20 protein-coding genes are annotated in these 15,983 nt (G+C 41.9%); 3 read left to right on the top strand and 17 right to left on the bottom strand.

Annotation, left to right across the window (positions count from 1 at the left end; genetic code table 11):
- From ABLA85_RS01950 to ABLA85_RS01890, 13 genes are all read right to left on the bottom strand, one after another.
- Window positions 1-878: phage tail protein (locus ABLA85_RS01950; protein ID WP_367960866.1), on the bottom strand; the 878-nt coding region annotated here is incomplete at its 3' end.
- Window positions 875-1,483, bottom strand: a complete 609-nt coding sequence (locus ABLA85_RS01945) for a phage tail protein I (RefSeq protein ID WP_187650130.1) — start codon at window positions 1,481-1,483, stop codon at window positions 875-877. The genes ABLA85_RS01950 and ABLA85_RS01945, both read right to left, overlap by 4 nt.
- Window positions 1,476-2,384 (bottom strand): baseplate J/gp47 family protein, encoded by a 909-nt coding sequence (locus ABLA85_RS01940; protein ID WP_047683416.1) that lies wholly within the window; start codon window positions 2,382-2,384, stop codon window positions 1,476-1,478. The genes ABLA85_RS01945 and ABLA85_RS01940 overlap by 8 nt, the downstream gene beginning before the upstream one ends.
- Window positions 2,385-2,387: 3 nt before the next feature.
- Entirely contained in the window at window positions 2,388-2,729 is a 342-nt protein-coding gene (locus ABLA85_RS01935) for a GPW/gp25 family protein (RefSeq protein WP_047683414.1), read from the bottom strand.
- A complete protein-coding gene (locus ABLA85_RS01930) occupies window positions 2,726-3,361 on the bottom strand; it encodes a phage baseplate assembly protein V (RefSeq protein WP_047683412.1) in 636 nt (211 codons plus the stop codon). Before ABLA85_RS01930 ends, ABLA85_RS01935 begins: the two co-directional genes overlap by 4 nt.
- 172 nt (window positions 3,362-3,533) lie before the next feature.
- Entirely contained in the window at window positions 3,534-4,034 is a 501-nt protein-coding gene (locus ABLA85_RS01925) for a lysis system i-spanin subunit Rz (protein WP_367960863.1), read from the bottom strand.
- Window positions 4,031-4,570 carry a lysozyme gene (locus ABLA85_RS01920; protein ID WP_367960860.1) on the bottom strand — a complete coding sequence of 180 codons (540 nt, stop codon included), beginning with the start codon at window positions 4,568-4,570 and terminating at the stop codon, window positions 4,031-4,033. Before ABLA85_RS01920 ends, ABLA85_RS01925 begins: the two co-directional genes overlap by 4 nt.
- A 5-nt stretch (window positions 4,571-4,575) precedes the next feature.
- Complete coding sequence (locus ABLA85_RS01915; protein ID WP_047683410.1) at window positions 4,576-4,839, bottom strand: hypothetical protein; 264 nt, start codon at window positions 4,837-4,839, stop codon at window positions 4,576-4,578.
- A gap of 9 nt (window positions 4,840-4,848) precedes the next feature.
- The gene (locus ABLA85_RS01910) at window positions 4,849-5,052 is read right to left on the bottom strand and encodes a tail protein X (RefSeq protein WP_047683408.1); all 204 of its coding nucleotides are present in this window, start codon (window positions 5,050-5,052) and stop codon (window positions 4,849-4,851) included.
- A 224-nt stretch (window positions 5,053-5,276) separates the two neighbouring features.
- A complete protein-coding gene (locus ABLA85_RS01905) occupies window positions 5,277-5,516 on the bottom strand; it encodes a DinI-like family protein (protein ID WP_367960858.1) in 240 nt (79 codons plus the stop codon).
- 16 nt (window positions 5,517-5,532) lie between these two features.
- Window positions 5,533-5,745 carry a hypothetical protein gene (locus ABLA85_RS01900; protein ID WP_367960856.1) on the bottom strand — a complete coding sequence of 71 codons (213 nt, stop codon included), beginning with the start codon at window positions 5,743-5,745 and terminating at the stop codon, window positions 5,533-5,535.
- Window positions 5,746-5,915: 170 nt separating this feature from the next.
- Window positions 5,916-7,928: a replication endonuclease gene (locus ABLA85_RS01895; protein ID WP_367960853.1), complete on the bottom strand. Its 2,013-nt coding sequence runs from the start codon at window positions 7,926-7,928 to the stop codon at window positions 5,916-5,918.
- 107 nt (window positions 7,929-8,035) lie between these two features.
- Entirely contained in the window at window positions 8,036-8,374 is a 339-nt protein-coding gene (locus tag ABLA85_RS01890; protein ID WP_367960850.1) for a DUF5347 domain-containing protein, read from the bottom strand.
- A 229-nt stretch (window positions 8,375-8,603) separates the two neighbouring features.
- Here ABLA85_RS01890 and ABLA85_RS01885 point away from each other — a divergent pair, with 229 nt between their 5' ends.
- A complete protein-coding gene (locus ABLA85_RS01885; RefSeq protein ID WP_367960848.1) occupies window positions 8,604-9,197 on the top strand; it encodes a phage repressor protein CI in 594 nt (197 codons plus the stop codon).
- A gap of 70 nt (window positions 9,198-9,267) precedes the next feature.
- Here ABLA85_RS01885 and ABLA85_RS01880 read toward each other — a convergent pair whose 3' ends face one another.
- Window positions 9,268-9,813 (bottom strand): GNAT family N-acetyltransferase, encoded by a 546-nt coding sequence (locus tag ABLA85_RS01880; protein ID WP_367960846.1) that lies wholly within the window; start codon window positions 9,811-9,813, stop codon window positions 9,268-9,270.
- A 155-nt stretch (window positions 9,814-9,968) separates the two neighbouring features.
- Window positions 9,969-10,460, bottom strand: coding sequence for a polymer-forming cytoskeletal protein (locus ABLA85_RS01875; protein WP_367960844.1), 492 nt, complete (start codon window positions 10,458-10,460; stop codon window positions 9,969-9,971).
- 991 nt (window positions 10,461-11,451) lie between these two features.
- Between ABLA85_RS01875 and ABLA85_RS01870 the strand changes: the two genes are divergently transcribed.
- Complete coding sequence (locus ABLA85_RS01870) at window positions 11,452-12,267, top strand: helix-turn-helix transcriptional regulator (protein ID WP_367960841.1); 816 nt, start codon at window positions 11,452-11,454, stop codon at window positions 12,265-12,267.
- A gap of 134 nt (window positions 12,268-12,401) precedes the next feature.
- Here the strand turns inward: ABLA85_RS01870 and ABLA85_RS01865 are convergent, their stop codons facing one another.
- Together ABLA85_RS01865 and ABLA85_RS01860 are read right to left on the bottom strand one after the other, a co-directional pair.
- On the bottom strand, window positions 12,402-13,097 hold the full coding sequence (locus tag ABLA85_RS01865) for an epoxyqueuosine reductase QueH (RefSeq protein ID WP_367960839.1): 696 nt from the start codon (window positions 13,095-13,097) through the stop codon (window positions 12,402-12,404).
- A gap of 158 nt (window positions 13,098-13,255) precedes the next feature.
- Window positions 13,256-14,005, bottom strand: coding sequence for an SDR family oxidoreductase (locus ABLA85_RS01860; RefSeq protein WP_367960837.1), 750 nt, complete (start codon window positions 14,003-14,005; stop codon window positions 13,256-13,258).
- Between the two features lie 284 nt (window positions 14,006-14,289).
- Between ABLA85_RS01860 and ABLA85_RS01855 the strand changes: the two genes are divergently transcribed.
- Window positions 14,290-15,954 (top strand): AMP-binding protein, encoded by a 1,665-nt coding sequence (locus ABLA85_RS01855; RefSeq protein ID WP_367960835.1) that lies wholly within the window; start codon window positions 14,290-14,292, stop codon window positions 15,952-15,954.
- The last annotated feature ends 29 nt before the right edge of the window (window positions 15,955-15,983 follow it).

The raw sequence follows: 15,983 nt of genomic DNA, 5'->3' as shown, positions 1-15,983 counted from the left end.
TGTTTTACGGCTTCTGTTAAACCGAGGTTTTTTACAAACTCATCTTTGTTTGGAATATCCGCACCATTCTTGTTTTTTTCCAGACGAGTATTGGCATTATTATTTGCTGCATCTGCCTGTGCTTTAGCTTCACGCACCTTAGCTTCGGTTTCTTCCTTAGAATAAGCCCCAACATCCGCAGAATTTAGTGAAATATCCGCCGATAGCGCCTTACCATTCACCTTACGCCCTGCCGGAACACGACCATTAGCATTATTATTCGCTGCATTAGCCAAATCATAAGCCGCCTTTACCGATTTCGGTGTTGCTGCATGAGTTTCGCTATTGCTGTCCACCGCGCTGCTTAGGATCACAAATCCCTTTTCTTTTAGCGTCGCATCAGGGTGGTTACGGCTGTTGGCATGTTTCTTAATGGAATCGTCCACATACTCACGTGTCGCCAGGATCACAGACGGATCAATTTTCAAAGTCACTGCATCAGCGCTGCTGACAATCAGGATCATACGGATCGTCTGTGTACGACCGGAGCCTTCCTGCAATTGGGGTTTGTAGGTTTCTGCACAGTTACCAACAGCGATCAGAATACCATCTTTGTCATACAGGCCGATTTCACGGATCCACCAGCCACCTTCGTTTTCAGGAATAACTTGTTCTGCAATAATTTGGTTGGTGTTTTTCGGATCAATGCTCAGCGTATTAATCGCTGCACGACGTTTTTCATTAGTCAATTTAGTTTGTTTAGTGTCTGGCGTCGGCAGGCTGCCACCACCATCACCAACGGCCATATGGGTAATTTCGATTTTAGTACCCAGTGCCGCAGCATTTGCCAATTTATCCGCGCCCAACTGTGTCAGCAGCGCAAAATATTTGGTACTCATGGTCTAATCCTCATGTCATCAATAATATGTACTCCCGCGCCCACAATTTCTGAGCCGGATACTGTCACTTCTTTCGGGAAATAGGGATAAACTGTCAGTTCGTCACCGCTGTAAGTCGCTACCGAGTAGTGATATTCACCGCGTGTATCCAGGTTGATATCCAATCCAATCAAATGTCGGCTCACCGGCTTGGCATCGAAAATCAAATTTTCCAGCTCTTCGAACATTTCATGGGTGATACCACTATCCAGAACACCAATATCCAGCCGGAAGGTGCCCGGAACGTCGTTGGTCTGCCACCATTCCCGTACACGGATGAGATAACCTAACGGTTCAACTACCCGCCGAATCGCACCAATCGTTCCTTTATGTTTGTGCAGGAACAACGAGCTTTTGATCACTTCCCTTTTGGTGTTCTCAGGCCAGTTTTCGTCCCAGCGATCCACTGACCACGCCCATGCCAGATAAGGCAGTAATGATGCCGGACAAGTGTCCGGATTCCACAGTTCCCGCAATGGCACTTTGATCTTCTGCAACTCAGCACATGCTTTAGCCGCGGCAAGTTCTAACTGGGTTGAGCCCATCGGCAGAAGGCGATCACTCATCAGAACCTCCCATCGTCAATGTGGTCTTGGTGCAGTAAGAAGCCTGAGTTTTATCCAGCACAACGTCTTTCAGCGGTGCTTTCAGTTCTACACGCTGGACACCTTCCACATGCAATGCGGCATAAATCGCTGACAAACGAATGTCACGCCCCAGACGATGCTGCGCTTCAACGTAATGTTTCAGTTTTTGCTCAGCCGCTTTACGAATAGGTTCTGATTCCGGTGTCGGGAAGATGTACAACACCGCATCAATTTCATATTCCACAATGTTCGCTGACTGGACTTTCAAACGATCTGCCACTGGGCGTACGTTTTCATCGTTCAGGGCTTTTTCGACGATTTCCAACAGTTCTTTGGATGCCACACCTTTGTCTTCACGGGACATGATTGTTACCGTGACGTTGGCTGGTGACGGGCTAATAGCCGAAGCATCCGCGACACGACCATCTGCACTGCGGGCATGGTATTCATAAGCCCCAACCGGTCCTGCAACGCTCAAACCTTCAAAAGCTTGAGGAATACGCACGCGGTAATCGTTGTCGGATTCCATGACAGCCGGTGTCGGCGGTATGGTGGAGTTATCCGCAGAACGCAAAACCATGCGGGATACATTGTTGTTCGCACCCAATTGATCCAGATCGTTACCAGTTGAATAAGCAACCATTACCGCTCGTGCAGCTTCATTAACTCGCTGGCGCAGAAGCAGTTCGCGGTACACGTTCTCTTCCAGCAACTTCACCAATGGCTCGGATTCAAGTTGCAGGGTTCGAGCAATGGCATCTTGCTGGTCTCCAGGATAAAGCGATATCAGCCCTCTTTTACGCTCTTCTAACAGTTGTTCGTAATCCAGTGGCTCAACCACGTCCGGTGGCGGCAACTGACTTAAATCGATTGTTGGCATTGCTTACCTCACCGGAATCGAAAGTGAAAATTCTTTGGCGGACTGATGATAAGTACCCGTGATATCTACCACCATTCTGCCGTCCTGTAGGGTTTCCATCGTGATTGACGTCAGCGTCACACGTGGCTCCCAGCGGCTGATTGCGGTAAAGCTGGCCGCCATCACTTGAAGCCTGAGCGCCGGGTTTTGCGGCCAGTCGATCAGTTCAGGCAGCAAAGAGCCGTAAGTACGTCGTGCAATACGGCTACCCACAGGGGTCAATAAAATATCGCTGACAGATTGTCGGACATGATCCAGATCGGCCAGCTCCTTACCTGTCTGTCGGTTCATACCCAAATACATCATACGGGGCCTCCTGATGTGTCACCGCCTGACCGAATACCGGTGTGTTTATGGGAATCCACGATCACACCATTGGAACTGAATGTGCCGCCGGTATGCTCAATATTGCCCGTCATTTTGCCGCCGTTGCGCACGATCAGATTCCCCGTGCTCATTAGCTGCGTACAGATGACTTCCGGTGTATCCAGCGTAATTCTGGTACTGGCAACACAGGTAATTTCCGGCGCAGTAATATGAACGGAATCCGATGCAATCACTGTCGCGGTTTTGATGCCAGTCACAGTCAATGCGCCTGATTGCGGTTCATATTCCATCACTGCACCATCCGGAAACTTAATATGCGTTGCTTCAGGAGATGTTGATGGTGCCGGAAACTCATCTGAGAAAATTGCTGGCAATACAAAGGCGGTGGTCAGTTCGCCGCCTATGGACAGTAATAAAACCTGTTCACCAACACTGGGCGCCCACCACGTGCGGGAGTTTCCCGCTCTGGATGTCAACCAGTGCAGCCAGTTGGTTTCAAGATTACCTGTCGCGACTCGGCACATTCCCTTTGTAGTATCCACTTGGGTAATGACGCCTGTTCGGATCAGGTTGCGCAATAAGCGCATCAGTTCAGTGAGTTGTGTGTTCATGGCGTAAGAATGCCATGAAAAAGCAGGTGAAACATTAAACCAGGCTTGTAGGAACAGGCATACAAAACAGCAGGAAAAAGCAAATTAAATCAATAAAATAAAAGCCTTTTTCAGAATAAAAAAGGCTTTTAGGAGGTCATGTAAGAGAGTTCTGTTAAGCCATGCAGAATGGCTAGGACTTACATTGCCGGACAACTTCACGGACATACTGTTGCAGGTAATCTAGTTTGGCTTGATCGTTGATGATCCCGGCTCGGATATCGTAAATAGTGCGTCCAGCTTTTGCAGTGAGTTCGACTTGGGTTCCATCGCCCACACTGCGGGAGCGGGTATTTCGGTTTTGGGTGAGCTGACAGGTAGCAAGGTTGGCAGTGGCGATTCGCACCCGGCGATAACCAGCGGCAATATCAGCCCGCAAAGCGGCATTTTCTTCAGTAACATGAGCTAATTTTCCAGAATAGTATTCATCCAGTTGAGCGACCCTGTTTTGTGCATCTTTCATTTGTTGAATAACTGACAATGTTTCTTGGCTTGCTTTCTGGTAGATAGCAGCGATTTGAGCGGAATGCTGCTGCTTCAAGTTTGCCACTTCGCTAAGAAACAGTGAACGGTGCCCCCACCAGCCAAAGCATCCTCCAATTATAAAGGTGACAATTAAAGGTACTTTCTTCATTGTTCCAGTCCCCAACAAGCCAGTTCAGATTCCTGATCACGCCGTAAAACCTGCCCATAACAACCGTTCGGCTGCCCTTGTGTTTTTCGGCAATCACGCCCTCCATCATAAATCCAGCGTTTAATCTCCTGACAGGCACCTTTTCTATCTCCGGCATTGAGCTTGCGATAAAATGTGGAAGAAAAGCACTTTGAAGGACCGATGTTATATGGGCAAAAACTGGCAATCCCTGCAATTTGTGGTTCAGTCAACGGAATGTGGACATTCTTTTTCACCCAATCAATCGCTTTATCAGCTTCAATCCGGTTCAAAGCTTCACATTGTTCAGAGGTCAACTGCATTCCTTTATATACCGCTTTATCATCAATGCGCGTCACTCCCCGACATATCGTCCAAATTCCACCAGCATCCTGATAGGCTGTAAGCCGGTTACCCTCTTTCTCATCAAGGAACTGGGAAAGAATGACGGAAGAACTGGCACCACCGATGATAAGACCAATAAGCAACCGGCTAAGTTTAGTTTTGAAATCCTGCATACATATCACAGCTCCTTTGGTGCGTGATTTATCAGCTCGCTGACAATACTGGCTGATTTTGACGCAGGATCTACCTCCAGATTTTCAAGAATTTCTTTTAAGATCAAAGTGCGTTTCATTTGCTCACGACGATTGAGACGATAAGTCAAAATGCCGAGAGCAATGCTGGCGAATGCTCCCAACAGGAAACTCCACTCATATAAAGAAAGACCAGAAAAAATAGCAGTGGTACTGGCGCAGGCATAAGTTGCATGGCTGTATTTATCCATTCATACCCCTTAATCCCAAAGCTGGATCATAGGCTTGCTGGCCACAGGCATAAAGTCCGGCATTTCAACTTTCGTTCCATGAGGCAATATCGCGCCAAAATCAGCAAGTCCCGGATTGGCCAACAATACACGTTCCGTCATGCCCAATGTCCGGCCATAATGGCGCCAGCACAATGCATCAACCGTCTCATTTTGTTGTGCAATAATTTGCATACACTCTCCTTTTCTTTGCAGAAAACAATCAGTAAATCGGAGAGTTATGATCGAATAATCAACGGAATACCTCAATGAAACGGCATTGTCGGGGAAGTAGTACAAATGAAGAACAATTCTGCCAGGATATTTATCTTTTTAAGAAAGCATAAGGGCAGGAATCGCCCCTGCCCTTGTGTTATTTAGATTACTTGTTATTTGTTCGATACTTCAATCTATTAGGCCTAATCCAATAGCCAGCTATCATCCTCCCAGACACTTTGGATGAGTTCCATTATTTGGTTGTGTTCACTACTGTTTTTACTACCTGTCACTTTTACGGATGTATTGCTGCTGACGGCAATTCTAAAACGCGTATCTGGATACTGAGGTAGTATTTTCTTTTTAAGTTCATTTTCAAGTGCAGACATGACCGATTCAGAAATATTAGCTCGCTTATCGAAAAGTATTTCAATTCGCATCATTTTCTCCCGTCAAAGTCTATTCTTCTACCGAATCTGAATTTACCGACCATTCCCTTTCTAAAAAGTTGTTTTTATACAAGCTATTATAACCACTGAGTCTTTTTTCATAAGGTGCAGATAACTCAGCTATCCAGACCAATGCCAATTCTTTGTCTTCTGCTTGATTGCATTCACAACTTGTCGCCATTCTGGCAATAAAATTAATACGTTGTGCTACCAATGATTCCATAAGAGAGTCCACTGATATATACGCCTCCACTCAAAAACTGTATGTATATACAGTACACCTAATTAGTGAAAATTTAAAGTAGTTTTTTCCCTTCCTAAAGATAAAAATTAATAGTTAATAACTATTATATATTTCTTTTATAGAAATTTTTTTTTGAAAAAAAGAATTCTTTAAAACCATTTCATATCTATATCACAACAATATCTTTTCTGTCTATCCGTACAGTTATTGACAGAACTCCAAGAGAACCATTTTCTGTTTCTTTTATAAACAATCTTCTCCGATGTCGGAGTCGCATCAGATTTTGGTACAATTGACCATTGATGGATTCGTGTACAGATATATTTTGCATAAGACAGCAAAGGCGATGTCACTCCTTGGATGACGTGAACTTTTTCACCATAAGGGCTACCAAATGGAATCTGTTTGTAAGAGAGCCGAATGACCAAATCATTACGAGCAACCCACGGTCCGCCTTGGGCCTGAGTATAAGCTGCCCAATTTCCCTCATCTGCAGCCCGTAAGACCGCATTCATTTTATTATCAGATAAACGCATTTCTTTAAGCCGACGCAATTCGCGCCAAACAGAAACCGGAGCGCCACCAATTTGTTGAAATTGGCGAATACGCCAACGATTTGCCCATGCTGTTACCGATTTAGCCATATCGCGTAATGATTCGCCCGTTTCATGATCGATTTCATCTTCTAATGCATAACCATCAATATTTTTAGAAACGTACTTTGCGATATAACCTGTCGCACTGCCTTGATGAGGATCTATCTCCCTATAATCAAAACGGGATTTCTTGTCATTATTACGATAACGCAGTAACTCTTCCTCCTCTTCCTGACAAGCGTAATGTTCAAGGATTTTTCTGACCTGCTGCACATGTTCTGGCAGCATAAACAATAAAATATGCCAATGTGGAGTACCATCATGATGGGGTTCGACGACACGAAAACCAAATAGATTAATTCCTGCACGAGCAATAGCTGCACGGGCTTTTGCCCATACGCTGCATAAATAGCGTTGTGTATCGCGGGGAGTTGCGCCCTCCCACTGGCTAACAAATCCACCTTGATACCGGACTGCATGGTATTTTGCTGGTGCCGTAATGGTATAGAATTCCCCCACACATCCCATTTTGTCAGCAATAACCTCGAAACCGCGCATTCTGACCATCAATTCACAACGACGGATAGCAGGATTCGCGTTACTGTGGAGCACAGTTTCAGCTAATGAAATACGTTCTCCCGCTTCATTCTCCAAATCAAAATGCTGGAAAAACTCACGATTGCGTCGCTTTTGTTCCAGCCATTCACGCAAAGCATGTTGCGAAACATAAGGCGATGCTACTTTCTGAACCTGTCCAACTGCAATTGCCATATGTTCTGATTGAATATCCCGCAGGCGCTTTAAACGAAAATACCACCAGCGGGCGGACATCATACGCAACATTGCCGCACAGAGCTGATCAACAGAAAGTGCTTTGCGTCCATGGTTAAATCGTTGCCAATAAGGGGGATGAGTACCACATTGCAATGTTAGTTTTGCCAATAATTCATAAACTTCTGATATACGAGAAAATTGTTCCATCTCACCATCTATAGATTTCGTTTGGCTATGTTGAGACTCTTGCAAAAAAGGGTCTTGCAAAGAAAAAGAAGAGGGACTTAAAGAAGCGGAAGAAGCGGAAGAAGCGGGTTCCAAAAAGGGCTTCAGAGAATAATACTCGTAGTTCTCTGTGATAAACACAGAGACTTCATGAGCGAACTTCAAAAGCTGTTTGCGATCATAAGTCACCACGTTACTCAGTTGTGCAATAAAAGGGAAAGGGGCAATACCAGACACACGGTGTTTGAATTGGTATCTGTGCTTAACCAACTGTAACCGTGGCAACACATTTTGCCCGACAGTTTTTCTCAGATAAGAATTGGCATCCCTGCGCCCTGATTTAGTAAAAATATCGGCATAACGGCGACTGAAATATTTCGCCAGAAAATCCGGTATCTGACCGATATATTGATGGCACCATTGATAATCTTCTGCATTCACTTCCCACAACAAACACTCTGTCGTTGAAGCATTTTGCGGGATGTTTGGTCGGCACATTCGCAACTGCTTATCGTTGGCAATAGCATTGCCAGCGCGATATTCATTAGCAAAAAAAATACTATTCATCAATGTCACCATATTAAGGGTATGTGAGTGCCTGACGTGCACATGCCATCTGTTCAAAAATGCTATTTATTCAGCAAAATAAACAGAAAAAATGTTTAAAAGAGTGATTAATTGGATAACGTCAAATGCTTGGGAAACTGACTGACTACAACCTTAATATGATTCATCGCTTTGATCAGAGACTGTTTTTCTTCTGGAGTAAATTGGCTGATTTCACTGTCATGACGAGAACGTGGAATATTCGCCAAATAGAAAATAGCGGATAGCACCCGCTTATTCTCTGCATAATGACAATCCCTTTTGTCACGCATATCGGCAAGAAACCGTCTTAATTCTTTCTCATCATTTCCCCAGTATATCGCTCTGATCTTTGACAGATGGTTCAATCCTTCCAGCCGCTGACCGAGGTTAATTTGGACAAATTTTTCTTTCTCTGTATTCGCCATATTTTCCTCACTCTTTTACCTTCAGAGAGATCATTGTCAGAGCAATACTTGGAACACAGCTAATCTCTGGCATAAGGATTGAAATTTGGCAGTTCATGATGCAATATCTCTCAATGGTTTTCGCATTAACCAATCTGGGCTCACTAAAGATCTCAATTAGAGAACTTTAGTGCGATACTAATATCTCTTATCTATACTGTCAATGAAAAATACCAATATTGAGATCAAAATGGGGGCTGATAGCGGTGGGCGACCAGCTATCGAGCGCCTTGTCCGCGCGTATGGATTTAAGTCTCGTCAGGCTCTGAGTGACCATTTAGGCGTGTCCAAAAGCACTATGGCAAACCGCTATCTTCGTGATAGTTTTCCGGCGGATTGGATTATTCAGTGTAATCTAGAAACTGGTGCTTCACTGCTCTGGTTGAGTACAGGTCAAGGAGAGATGTTCCCAAACGGAGAAGGAGGTAAAAAAACGGAACGGTTGGAAGATATCATCGCACCGTCAATCTCTCGTGTAAAACTGTCAGGGGGAAAACTAAATGAGGCTAATCCGGTTATCCTGGATAGTGAGCTAATTTCCAAAGACCTCAGAAAACCGCTGATGGTTGATGATGGCATATCCTGGTATCTGCTTGATACCCAGGAAGACAATATTCAGGATGGTTTATGGCTGGTAGATATTGAAGGAATGCACAGTATCAAGAAAATAGCCAAAATCCCTGTCAGTAAAATTCGAGTCAGCGATGATGATGTCACCTTTGACTGTGCGATCAGTGATATTCAATTCATTGGCCGCGTCGCTTTGGTGATCTCCAGACAATAACGGTTTATGTAGTAATACGTTTTCCATCAAGGTCATTTCTGTTCATCAGAATAACCTTGATGGCGTCTATTTAACCATCCGGACGCTTGATCCGGTACAAAACATGCTCCCGTAATGGATGATCTTCTTCTAATGCCGGATACATGAAGGTTTTTTCATCTCTGACCATACCCAATTTTTTCATTACACTTTCTGAGCGATAGTTCAGCAAAGAGGTGAACGCCACAATTTCATCTAGTCCAGTTTCTGTAAAAGCAAAATCAAAAACTTTACGGGCCGCTTCACAAGCATAACCTTTTCCCCAAAATGGCTTATCAAGACGCCAGCCTATCTCAACAAAAGGAGAAAATGGTAATTCAAGGCTAGGGATATTCAGCCCAACAAAACCAATAAATTCGCCATTCTGCTTTAATTCAACCGCCCATAAACCCCAACCTCCTTGTATTTCGAATTTACGAATAAAACTATCAACTAATGTGTCACTTTGCTCTCTTGTCAGCGTCTCGGGGAAAAACTCCATCACTTCCGGATTACTGTTCAAGCGAAAGAAAGGTTCTCTATCTTCTTCCTTCCAGGCGCGAAGCCATAACCTTTCTGTTTCCAGTTCTATAATCACAACGCCCCCTTAAAATTCATTGAGGTATAAAACAGTTGACTATCAAAACAAAAACTGCCGGAAAATTCTACATATTTCCGGCAGAATACATGGAGTTTTATACTCAATGAATCTCAATAGATTGAAAAACGGGGAGTATTCTTTATCAGCAGATATCAGGCAGTGGTTTTAGATTTTGGCTTGTCTCCCTGACTTTCCTTAATAGAAACAATTCGCTCAGCTTCCTGTTTTTTCTTATTTTCTACTTGTTCAGACTGACCAATAAATAATCCACCACGTCGGATTGACATACTTCCGCAACGGCTAATACCCCGTAATTCTCCGTGCTCAAGAATATCTAATGTTTCTGCACAGCACGTCCCTTCAACATGACCATCAATAATAATTTCAGGCGCACTTAACTCACCTTCCACTTTTCCGGCATGCATAACACGGATAGCTCCTCCTTTTACGCGAATATTTCCGACAACTTTTCCCCAAATCTGAATATCTCCTTCCATCTCGATATCCCCTTTAAATACGGAATTCTTCGCGATAATTGTATTCGCGCGGGCTTCAGTACCGGAGATTTTTTTCTCTTCAGTTTGCCCAGGATTGATCTGTGTGACCAGGCTGGCAGCAGATGTCTCAGTTTTTTTTCCAAACATAACTTTGATTCTCTGTTTCATATTAGTAAAGTAAAATACTAAGGCTAAAAAAGATAAAATTGCTGTTATGGCACAACTAATATTTGCACCATACACGTACAAACCCAGTGTAATAGCCCAGAATAGCCATAGACTGTATAAAAAAACGTTTTCTGAAAAACGATACTTTTCCATATTTTTCTCGTTCTTGTGATCTTTTATCTTTCATCAGCAAATATATCTATGAGTATGCCTTAGCGGATATAGAAGAAAGGCGATGAAAATACATCCTAGCATTGTATCAGTATAAAAAACAATCTACAAAGCTATAACAGAGGTATTTGTAACGCTATTACACCGATAACGTTGTCGCTAGAGCCTAATATGCTGAATTATCAATGATTATTTCTTATACTCCAACATAAAAAGTTCACTTCAACAGCTTTATCTTACTATTTTCAATATAAAAACCATATAAACTAATAAATCTGCAACACAATTAAACGAATAATTAACAAAAGAACATTACAGGTAATACAGTAATATTGCTGCGCCCTAATACCTAAACAATGAAAGAATAATAATGAAAGCATAAATTCTGGTGTAAATATTATTCTACTCTTTGTCTTTTCTAATATAAAAATTTATTCCAAGAAATAATCAATCTATTGGGATTTAAATTTACCCAATTAAAAATTGATAATTTTTATTAACGAAATGGATAAAAACATATCACCACCTCAACCTCTCTGGCTTGAGAACAAATAAATTTAAATCTAAATTTTTGACATTTAAAACTAACATAAATATTAATTTGAGGATATAATACTGGGGTGATTTAATTGATGTTACACATACGATTTTGATATCTGCCAATATGTTTATCCTACATCCAATTTATATCCAATAAGTTTTGAGTTGCATTCCAGTCTACAAAAAAGCCACTTGAAAGACAGAGGATATGGTCAATGGATCTCAGATTACTCATGATACGGAAGATTAGGAGTATAAAATGAAAAGGACGACAGGCTTAAACAAAAAGAGTATTTTCTCTTTACAGTTAACCATGCCGGACTTCAATATTCTCGAACATAAACAAAGGGGACTGTATATTTTACTTGATGGGGAAATGATATGGAAAGATTGCACCAAAACCTATCACATCAAGTCAAATGACATCCTTCTTACCCATCCGGGAAACTATGCTGCAAAAACTAATACAAAAAATTGTCAGGCATTATGGCTACCATTGCATATGGATTTTTTGCGTAGTTTTATGAAACGCTTTGGAGATCTATTAAGTAATATAGAACGCCATGATTTCCCCGCTTATCGGTTAATTCCTTTCAATCAGTTTCCTTTATTAACAGAAAGTATCCGTGGATTAGTCAACTTACTTGCTCATGACTATCCCCCAGTATTGATTGAGTTAAGAATTGAAGAGCTACTTTTGTTACTTTCCCTCGGAAAACAAGGCTCATTACTGATGTCGGTTTTGCGGCAGTTGAGTAATCGTCAAGTAGAACGATTGCAAGCATTTATGGAGGCTCATTATCTCAAAGAATGGAGGCTGAATGATTTTGCCCGCGAATTTGGCATGGGGTTAACTTCATTCAAGGAACTTTTTAACAGTGTTTACGGCATATCACCACGTGCCTGGATCAGTGAACAGCGTATTCTTTATGCACATCAATTACTCTTGAACAGTGGAATGAGCATTGCTGATATCTCGCTGGAATCTGGCTTTTCCAGTCAGTCCTACTTTACTCAAAGCTATCGGAAGCGCTTTGGGTGTACACCCAATAGAGCCAGATCTGGCAAAAATTAATTACAGTTTTTTGCCTCATCAAAACTCAGGCAGATATGATGAGGCAAAAATAATAAACCTGCCTCCATATCAAAATGATGGACAGGTATTAAATAAGAGAAAAAAGAGAATATTTTAACCGACAGTTATAGTAATTAGTGATCTTTCTTATGGCAGTTTTTATTACTTTTTTTATCGCTATCGGCACTGTAAAACACAGTACCGAGTTTTATTCTTTCCCGTCCGGTCGCCAAACGATGTCGATTAGTATCGCGCAAAGAATAAATACAGCCGCAATATTCTTGCTGATAAAATTCTTCGCGTTTACTGATTTCTATCATACGCGCAGAACCGCCGCCTTTACGCCAGTTATATTCCCAATACGTTAACCCCGGATAACGGGAAGCAGCGCGGACACCACACTCATTAATTTGCTGCATATTTTTCCAGCGTGAAATACCAAGCGAACTGGTAATAACAGGAAAACCATGTTCATGAGCATATAACGCTGTCCGCTCAAAACGCATGTCAAAACACATAGTACAGCGAATGCCGCGTTCAGGTTCGTTTTCCATACCTTTTGCTCGTTCAAACCAGTTATCACGATCATAATCAGCATCAATAAAAGGAATGCCCATCTGTTCTGCAAAACGAATATTTTCATCTTTACGCAGTTCATATTCCTTTAGCGGATGAATATTCGGATTATAGAAAAATATCGTGAAATCTATCCCCGAAGCTAACATTGCTTCCATCACTTCCCCTGAGCACGGCGCACAACATGAGTGCAGCAGTACTTTATTATTCCCATTGGGGAGTGGAAGAGACTTACGTTCATAGTTCAATGACATAGTATTTTACCTAACTCAGACAATAAAAAACCAGGAAGAGAATATGCTTTCCCTCCCTGTGTTTATTAGTTACCCATCTTACCTTTTTCTTCTGCCTTACGACAACGGACAGAAAGAATAGAGAGAAAGAAAAGGCGATTTTGATCACATTAGATCAATCAAACACCTTGTATTTCTGGTAATACCTGTCCACCATCAACCACAATTGTCTGCCCGGTTATATATTTCGCTTCATCAGAAGCCAGGAAACAAGCAGTATAACCAATATCTTCCGGTGTTCCTAAGGAACGCATTGGGGTTGTAGCTTCGATCTGTTGCAAAAAATCCTCACCGAATGCCTGCAAGCCTTCAGTAGCAATCATGCCCGGCATAATAGAATTAATCGTAATCCCCTGAGTCGCATATTCAAGTGCCGCACTTCGCATAAACCCTAGCTGCCCTGCTTTACTCGCACCGTAATGGCTGTACCCCGGCATTCCTACTATCTCACCAGTGATAGATGAAGTCAGTATAATTCGTCCATACTGCTGCTTCTCCATGACATTCAGCGCAGCCTGAACTAATAAAAATGTGCCTTTCAGGTTGACAGTATACACTAAATCCCAATCTTCAACCGTCATCTCGTTAAGAAAATGTTGTGGAAAAATACCCGCATTTGAACAAAGAATATCAAGCCTGCCATGTTTTTCGACAATGCTATCAATCACATTTTTACATGCAGCCTGATCCGTGACATCAAGGGGGATAAAATCAACACCCAATTCTTTGGCAATAACCTCCCCTTTTACTTTATCCGTACCTGAAATAATAGTCGTCGCACCTGCCCGTTTAAATACCTGAGCAATCCCTTTACCAATACCTTTGGTTCCTCCAGAAATAAATGCGATTTTTCCGGCTAAATTAAACATTATTGTTTCCTTTTATATCGGTAGATACAGTATTTTTGCCACCTTACACTTAATTTTTCAATATATTTTTAGCATGTTATTTTATCAATAACAATAAATATAACCGATATATTAAAAACAATAAAACATCAATTTAATATCTAAACAAAAAGTGTGATTTTATTTAACTTAATTTCGTGAGAAATTTATTGAGAAAAAAGCACGCATAATTATTTATGGTAGATGGCATATTCTCATCACCATGATGACTTTTAGTAATAAATGAAAATACAGGATAAAAAAATATGACTCTCTCTCATTCATTCTTAAATGAATATGACGGTAGCGCACTATCACCTATTTTATTTCTCAAAAGAACCATATTAAGTAATGGTGACTATCCTGCGATAATAGATGGAGAACAGTGTTGGACGTGGCAACAATATGCAAAGCGCTGTGAAAAAGTTGCAGTTGCACTTCAGCAAATGGGGGTGGGTAAAGGTAGTGTTGTCTCCACACTATTACCCAATACTCACGAACTGCTGGAACTACATTATGCTGTTCCGCTGTCCGGTGGTATCCTTAATGCCTTAAGTATCAGAACAGATTCAGCTACACTAAATTTTATTTTTGAGAAAATTAATCCTGAGATTTTAGTTATAGATAAAGTCTATCTTCCATTGTTAGATGATGTTGTTTTTAACAATCCGGTAAAAATCATTGTGGTTACTGGAAATATTGTGGTTACTGAAAATATTGTGGTTACTGAAAATATTGCGGCAACTCAGCATAATGCAGCCATATTAATATCAGAACCTGGTCAGGATTTTATCCACTATGAATCATTGTTAACCCAATATCCATCCAAGACCCTGAATTTTTATCCCATTGACGAACAGGAATCCATCAGCATTAATTCCACTTCGGGAACCAGTGGACAACCCAAATTGGTTGTCTATTCACACCGAGGAACATTCCTTAACGCAATTTCTAATATCCTGGATTGGGATATGCCTAAGCGCCCTACTTATTTATGGACACTACCAATGTTTCATTGCAATGGCTGGTGTTTTCCCTGGGCTATAGCTGCACGTGCCGGTACACATATCTGCATGCGCAAATTTGATGCAGCAGAAGCCATACAGCTTATGCAAAAACATCAGGTGACACACTATTGTGGCGCTCCAATTGTGCATTATTCCCTGGGACAAGAAGCTCAAAAACGCGGTATCTCTTTTAATAATAATGTCTACGGTCTTATTGCCGGTGCTCCACCAACGGAAAAAATCTTTGCTTTACTTGACACTGTCGGGATCGCTGTTACCCAAGTCTATGGCCTGACAGAAACTTATGGGCCGGTCGTCGTTTGTGAAGATAAACATGACTGGGAAACACTACCAACATCAGAAACAACTTTAAAAAAGATGCGTCAGGGTATTGTTTCCAATTTACAAGGAGAAGTCAGGGTTATTGATGAGAACAGCGGATTAACAGTCCCTTCTGACGGGCACTCCATTGGTGAGATTGTCATTCGGGGCAATATTGTAGCCTCTTATGATCCTGCCCGCCATATTACACCTGATATGACTAGTCAGTGGTTTTTTACCGGAGACTTAGCCGTCGTTGATTGCGATGGTTATATTAAAATCATCGATCGGAAAAAAGATATCATTATTTCTGGTGGTGAAAATATTTCCAGCCTTGAGTTGGAGAATGCACTATCAAATTACCCCGGAGTTTTGGCTGTCGCTATTGTAGCAAAACCTGATGAATATTGGGGTGAAGTTCCCCATGCCTTTATCGAACTTGATGAACATACATTGATAACTGAACAAGAATTGGATGACTATATCTGTACCATTGTAGCACGCTATAAGCGGCCAAAAGGCTATACTTTTTTAGCTCTGCCACGCAATGTAAACGGAAAGATCCTCAAAGAACAATTAAGAAAATTAGCGAAAGGCCCATAACATACAGGACATGGTAAAATGCGAGAATT

Origin of the sequence: Xenorhabdus sp. SGI246 (genome assembly GCF_040838225.1) — a bacterium.
GTDB classification, from domain to species: domain Bacteria; phylum Pseudomonadota; class Gammaproteobacteria; order Enterobacterales; family Enterobacteriaceae; genus Xenorhabdus; species Xenorhabdus indica.
The sequence above is the reverse complement of the archived record's forward strand: the minus strand, read 5'-3'. Positions and strand labels throughout refer to the sequence as shown.